The sequence below is a fragment of the Allorhizocola rhizosphaerae genome (assembly GCF_003426775.1).
Taxonomy (GTDB): domain Bacteria; phylum Actinomycetota; class Actinomycetes; order Mycobacteriales; family Micromonosporaceae; genus Allorhizocola; species Allorhizocola rhizosphaerae.
The window spans coordinates 1-5926 of the sequence record NZ_QJUG01000351.1 but is presented as its reverse complement, the minus strand read 5'-3'; the positions used below and the strand labels follow the sequence as shown (position 1 = coordinate 5926).

Below are 5926 nucleotides of genomic sequence, written 5' to 3'. Positions count from 1 at the left end.
CCGGCGGTGTGGCTGCTGGCCGGGCTCACCGTGGCCGCCTTCGGGCTGCTGCCGCGAATGGCCGCGGCGGTGGGCTGGGCGGCGCTCGGGCTCTGCTTCCTGCTCGGGCAGATCGGCGCGCTGCTGCGGCTGAGCCAGTGGCTTCTGGACGCCTCCCCGTTCACGCACATTCCACGGGTACCAGGAACAGAAGTGGAAGCCACCCCGTTGCTGATCCTGACCGGTCTGGCCACGGCCCTGTTCGCCGCCGGGTTTGCGACACTGCGCAGGCGCGACATTCCCATCACCTGAAGGCAATGGGGATCCTCGCGAAAGCGTGATGACAGGGCGGCGAGAGCGGATGCGGCTATCGTCGCCCTTCATGACCATCCGCAAGACTAAAAGGGACGGCGGTTTTCACTCACGCTGGTTCACGGAGCCGGACCCGGACGGGACCCACCTGCACTGGAAGGTCGCGGGAGCGCAGCTGCCGCTGTTGTGGGCCGAGGGACTGAGGCGTTTGGACGGAGGGAGTGGACAGTGAGCGTGCTCGCCGACATCGTGCTGGTGGCCGCGACCCTGACGGCGGGGCTGGAGGCCGGGGTGTTCTGGCTGTACTGGCACGCGATCATGCCGGGCCTGCGCCGCACCGACGACCGCACGTTCGTGGGCGCGTTCCAGTCGATCGACCGGGCCCGGGTGCGCCGCGATTTCCAGGAGGCCAAGTGGGTCCGGTGGAACGGGGTCCGCGTGGTCCTGTCGGTCGCGGCTTTCGGTTGCCTCCTCGCGGAGATGAGCACCGCCGGCTGACCGTCACCCGTCTCCAAGTGACCTTGCTGGTACCCTCAACCGCGTGCTCCGGATCGGCAGACGCCGACGACGCGGCGGTCTCAGGCATCCGGCCCGGATCGTCCCGATCGCGTTCGCGTGCCTCATCGCCGTCGGCACGCTCCTGCTCATGTTGCCCATCGCCAGGAGCGGGCCGGGCGGAGCGCCGCTTCTCACCGCGCTGTTCACCGCTGCCTCGACCGGGTGCGTGACGGGCCTCGCCGTGGTCGACACGGCGACGTACTGGACCCCGTTCGGGCATGTGGTGCAGCTGGTGCTCATGCAGGTCGGTGGGTTCGGCATCATGGCGCTCGCCTCGCTGCTGGGCCTGACCATCGCCCGCAGGCTGGGCTTGACCGGCCGGCTGGTCGCACAGCACGAGACCCGGGCGGCGGGGCTAGGCGACCTGAAGGGCCTGCTGCTGCGTGTCGCCGTGTTCGCGGCGGTCACCGAGGCACTGATCGCGATCGTCCTGACCGGGCGGTTCTGGGTCGGATACGGCTACTCGTTCGGCGAATCGGCGTGGCTGGGCGTCTTTCACGCCGTCTCCGGGTTCAATCAGGGCGGCTTCGCTCTGTTCTCCGACGGCATGATGGGCTTCGTCGGCGACTGGTGGATCTGCCTGCCGATCATCATCGGTGTGCTTGCCGGCGGCATCGGCTTCCCGGTGGTGTATGAGCTGTCCCGCCGGGGCATGCACCCGACCAGGTGGTCGACGCACACCCGGATCACGGTGTACGGCTCCGCCGCGCTGCTGGCCGTCGGGTTCCTCACCATGCTGGTGCTGGAGTGGTCCAACCCGAAGACGTTCGGACCGCTCGATCTGCCGTCGAAGATCCTCGCCGCGCTGTTCCAGGGCACCGCACCCCGCACCGCAGGCCTCAGCACTGTCGACTTCGGACAGATGCACTCGGAAACGCTGCTCATCACCGACTGGCTGATGTTCATCGGCGGGGGCAGCGCGAGCACCGCCGGTGGCATCAAGGTGACCACGTTTTTCCTGCTGGCGTTCGTCATCTGGGCCGAGATCCGAGCCGAGCGCGACGTGGTCGCCGGGCGGCGGCGGGTCGCCGAGAGCACCCAGCGGCAGGCGGTCACGGTGGCCCTGCTCGGGGTCGCGTTCGTGGCCGCCGGGACGATCGCGTTGCTGATACTGACCGACGAGCCGTTGGAGCGGGTGTTCTTCGAGGCGACGTCCGCCTTCGCCACGGTGGGCCTGTCCACCGGGATCACCCCGTCGCTGCCGCCCTCGGCCCAGCTCGTGCTGATAATTCTGATGTACGTGGGCAGGGTGGGCACTGTCACCGTCGCCTCGGCGCTGGCGCTCAGCGAGCGGCGTGCGCTGTACCGCTATCCAGAGGAGCGACCCATTGTCGGCTAAACATGAGGTTTCCACCGACGAACCGATCGTCGTCATCGGACTGGGCCGGTTCGGTGGCACGCTGGCCGAGGCGCTGCACCGGCTCGGGCACGAGGTGCTCGGGCTCGACGAAGACCTGGAGATCGTCCAGCAGTACGCCGACCGGCTCAACCACGTGGCGCAGGCCGACTCCACCGACGAGGAGGCGCTGCGCCAGCTCGGTGTGGCCGACTTCCGCCGGGCCGTGGTCGGCATCGGCACCGACATCGAGGCGAGCGTGCTCACGGTCGTCGCGCTCAGGGAGCTCGGCGTGACCGACATCTGGGCCAAGGCCATCTCCGTCAAGCACGCCAAGGTGCTCACGGCGGTCGGGGCGAAACACGTCATCCGGCCGGAGGCGGAGATGGGCGAACGCACCGCGCACCTCATCACCAGCAAGATGATCGACTTCATCGAGTTCGAGGACCACTTCTCCATCGCCAAGACCCGGGCGCCGAGGGAGGCGGTCGGCAAGACGCTCGCACAGGTCGGGCTGCGGTCGCGATACAACGTGACCGTGGTCGGGGTGAAGCGGCGCGGCGAGGACTTCACCTACGCCCGGCCCGAAACCGTTGTCCCGGCCGATGCCTTGCTCATCGTCGCGGGCAAGACGCAGGATGTGGAGCGGTTCGCGGCGGTCACCTGATCGCCTGCAGCAGGCCGTGCACAAACCACAGCCGGGCGTCGCCGAGTTCGACCAGCCACTGCGACGGCACGTCCGGGTCGCGTTGGCGTGCCTCGGGAAAGCGCTCCAGCACATCGCCAACGACACATCCCCACGGCTGTCCCACCATCGGTGTGCCGGAGGCTCTCACCAGCCAGCCGTGCAGCACGACCCGGCGCTCCCCCACCACGGCCTCCCAGTGCAGGTCGGGCCATAGGCCCGCCAGCCGCCACCGGCACGCCCGCACGGTCACGTCGCCGACGCGTCTGTCCTGTTCGGACTCGGGCGGGCCGAGCGCGGCGCGGTACAGGTCCAGGCCGCGCGAGGCCCGGCGGGCGTGAAGCATCGACTGCCACCGGTTGTGCGCCACCATGTATTCGGCGTGCGTGGCCCCCAGCTCGGCGATCGCCTGCTCCACCAGGCCGGGCTGGAAGTCTGCCATCCGACGCAGCAGCATCAGCTGGAACTCCCGCCGCCCAAACCCCTTCACCCCATCCTTCTACCACTCGCCTCGGCAGGACCAGCGCGGAGATGGCCCGGCACCGCCGACGACGGCCAATGCAGGCTCTTCGCCAACCATCTGCACCGCGCGCTCGCCCGCGGCGAGACGCTCGCTTGCGCCACAGGCTCGGCGACGATGATGCTTGTCGCGGCCGACGTTCGACTCGATCCGCCGATCTTGCTGGGCGACGGCACACGAGTGTTCGCCGGGGGCAGACGGCTGGCGGACGCTCGATACAGTTCCGGCCGTCACGGGTCCGGCGCGGTCGGCCGGGCCGAGGAGTGCCCAGCGGCATAGGCCGCTTGCCGACAGTCTGGGCCACGGCGGGTCTCGTATGGTGTCTCCATGAGCGGCGAGCATTTCATTCCGTTTCGCAAGGCGGACATCGTGGCGATGCTCGCCGATGAGGTGGATGAGGCGGAGCGGGAGCCGTTCCGCGGGTTTGCCCGGATGCTCGCCGTCGTGCTGCATCTGCGGTTTCACGAGCGGATCGAGGCGCTCAAGGACGCCTATCATCCGTTCAATTCCGACTCCGACACCCGCACGGTGGCCAAGCTCGGGCCACAGGAGCGTGAGGCGGCGCGAGGGCGGTTGGAGGCCGAGCTGACGGAGCTGGCCCGCGCCGCGAACTTCACCGAGATCGACCCGGCCGAGCTCGACCGGGCCTTCACCGAGCACTCGCTACTGAAGGTGCGCCTGGCCGTTGACCGGTCGGCCATCGACAGGATCCTGCTGTTCCGCCGGGGCGAGGCGACGGTGACACGCGAGGTGCCGGTCCTGTTTGGACTGCGACGCAAGTCCGTCACCGTGACCGAGTACTCGCGCGTGCTGGTCTACGCCAGGTTCAGGGACGGGCGCACCATCATCAAGCTGTTCCAGAATGTGCCAAGGGAAGACCTGGAGATGGTGTTTCCGCACGTCCAGGTCCGGATGCGGGGCATTGACAAATGGCTTATCGGGGTACCGGCGATCGTCTCCGGGATCGTGATGATAGCCACCAAGCTGGTGACCTCGGTGGGACTCCTGCTGCTGCTCATCGCCTTCTGGATGGGGCTGCACGACGATCCCGTGACACTGGACCGCACCGGGCTGGTCACTGTCGGGATTGGACTGACTGCGTTGGGCGCCTATTTCGTGCGCCAGGTGACCAACTTCAAGAATCGCAAAATCCTGTTCATGAAGGCGCTGTCGGAGAACCTGTACTTCCGCAACCTCGACAACGACGCGGGCGTCTTCCATCACCTGCTCGATGCGGCCGAGGAGGCCGAGGTGATCGAGGCGTTGCTGGCGTACCACTTCATCCGCACCGCGCCGAAGCCGCTCACCACCGACGACCTGGACCTCGCGATCGAGGACTGGTTCGCCCAGCGCTGGGCCGAACGGGTCGACTTCGAGGTCGACGACGGGCTGCGCAAGCTGCGCGAGTTCGGGCTGGTGCGCGAGGACGGCGCGGGCCTGCTGACCGCCGCCCCGCTCAACGAAGCTGCTCGACTCGTGCGGCCGAGCGATCTATCTGCTCCACGGTGAGGCGTCCACTTTGGACCAGGCCGAGCACGTTGGTGATCGTGCCCTCCACGACCGCCTCGTCGTACACGGCCTGATTGGCGAACGTCAGCAGGTCCACGCCCGCCTCCAGCGCGAGCGCCACCGACTCGTCGCGCCCGTAGCGGCTCGTGATGGCCACGGCCTGCATGTCGTCGCTGACCACCGGGCCGGTGAAGTCCAGCTCGCCGCGCAGCAGGTCCTGCACGACCGCACGCGACAGTGAGACCGGCCGGTCGGGGTCGAGCTGCCTGTTCAACAGGTGGGCCACCATCACCGAGTCGGCCATGCCCGCGCCGATCAGCCTGGCGAACGGCTCCAGTTCGGCGCGGCTCCACGTGGTACCCACATCAACCACTTCAAAATCGGTGTTGCCGGTTGCGCTGCCGAATCCCGGGAAGTGCTTGAGCGACGTCTTCATCCCGGCCTCGCGATGCACGCGGATCTCCTCGGTCGCGCACGCCACCACCACGTCCGGGTCGGCCGAGAAGGCGCGCCCGAGCTCGGCGATCGCCGGGTTGGTGGGATTGATCGCGAGGTCGACGACCGGTGTGAAGTTGAAATTGACCCCGATCGAGGTGAGGCTCTCGACCATGCCCGAGGCCCAGTTGCGGGTCACGGCGTTGGAGTTGGCCGCGCCGACCTCGGCCTGCGACATGACGGCCGGGAAACCGTTGGCGGGATTGAGCCGCGCGATCCGTCCGCCCTCCTGGTCGATCGACACGATCAGGCGCCCGTCGGGGGCCGCGCCCCGCAACGTCTTGACCAGTTCGGTCACCTGCTGTGGGGACGTGATGTTGCGCGGGCCGCCGGTCTGCTGGTCGCGGTCGAACAGGATGATCCCGCCCAGGCCGTGCTCGGCGATGGCCTGCATGATCCAGTCGTCGGGCTTGACGGTCTCGCCGCGGAAACCGACAACCAGCAGGCTGGCGATCTTTTTGCGCAGGGCGGCGTCATCGGCGGCGGTCGGCGGGGCCCCGGGCTCGGTCGCCGGGGGCGCGGCAGGCCTGCT

General features: G+C 68.5%; 7 protein-coding genes and 1 pseudogene. 6 read left to right on the top strand and 2 right to left on the bottom strand.

Translation table 11 applies throughout. The annotated features are described in order from the left end of the window. From DM816_RS39715 to DM816_RS39695, 5 genes and pseudogenes are all read left to right on the top strand, one after another. Nucleotides 1–291: pseudogene (locus DM816_RS39715) on the top strand (ABC transporter permease); the annotation flags it as partial. A 70-nt stretch (nt 292–361) separates the two neighbouring features. Continuing rightward, nucleotides 362–523, top strand: coding sequence for a hypothetical protein (locus DM816_RS39710; protein WP_162908328.1), 162 nt, complete (start codon nt 362–364; stop codon nt 521–523). Next, on the top strand, nt 520–789 hold the full coding sequence (locus DM816_RS39705; protein ID WP_117215624.1) for an anthrone oxygenase family protein: 270 nt from the start codon (nt 520–522) through the stop codon (nt 787–789). Before DM816_RS39710 ends, DM816_RS39705 begins: the two co-directional genes overlap by 4 nt. A gap of 43 nt (nt 790–832) precedes the next feature. Beyond that, on the top strand, nt 833–2188 hold the full coding sequence (locus DM816_RS39700) for a TrkH family potassium uptake protein (protein WP_246002657.1): 1356 nt from the start codon (nt 833–835) through the stop codon (nt 2186–2188). Beyond that, on the top strand, nt 2178–2852 hold the full coding sequence (locus DM816_RS39695) for a potassium channel family protein (protein WP_117215623.1): 675 nt from the start codon (nt 2178–2180) through the stop codon (nt 2850–2852). The genes DM816_RS39700 and DM816_RS39695 overlap by 11 nt, the downstream gene beginning before the upstream one ends. Here the strand turns inward: DM816_RS39695 and DM816_RS39690 are convergent. After that, on the bottom strand, nt 2845–3360 hold the full coding sequence (locus tag DM816_RS39690) for a hypothetical protein (protein ID WP_117215622.1): 516 nt from the start codon (nt 3358–3360) through the stop codon (nt 2845–2847). The genes DM816_RS39695 and DM816_RS39690 overlap by 8 nt on opposite strands. Nucleotides 3361–3717: 357 nt before the next feature. Here DM816_RS39690 and DM816_RS39685 point away from each other — a divergent pair, with 357 nt between their 5' ends. Further along, complete coding sequence (locus DM816_RS39685; protein ID WP_117215621.1) at nt 3718–4899, top strand: TMEM143 family protein; 1182 nt, start codon at nt 3718–3720, stop codon at nt 4897–4899. Here DM816_RS39685 and DM816_RS39680 read toward each other — a convergent pair. Continuing rightward, the coding region (locus DM816_RS39680; RefSeq protein WP_342768803.1) for a glycoside hydrolase family 3 N-terminal domain-containing protein at nt 4847–5926 on the bottom strand (1080 nt) is incomplete at its 5' end. The genes DM816_RS39685 and DM816_RS39680 overlap by 53 nt on opposite strands.

What these genes read in the sequence shown, in the direction of transcription:
- DM816_RS39710 (WP_162908328.1), top strand. Translation starts at nt 362, where the DNA reads ATGACCATCCGCAAGACTAAAAGGGACGGCGGTTTTCACTCACGCTGG.
- DM816_RS39685 (WP_117215621.1), top strand. Translation starts at nt 3,718, where the DNA reads ATGAGCGGCGAGCATTTCATTCCGTTTCGCAAGGCGGACATCGTGGCG.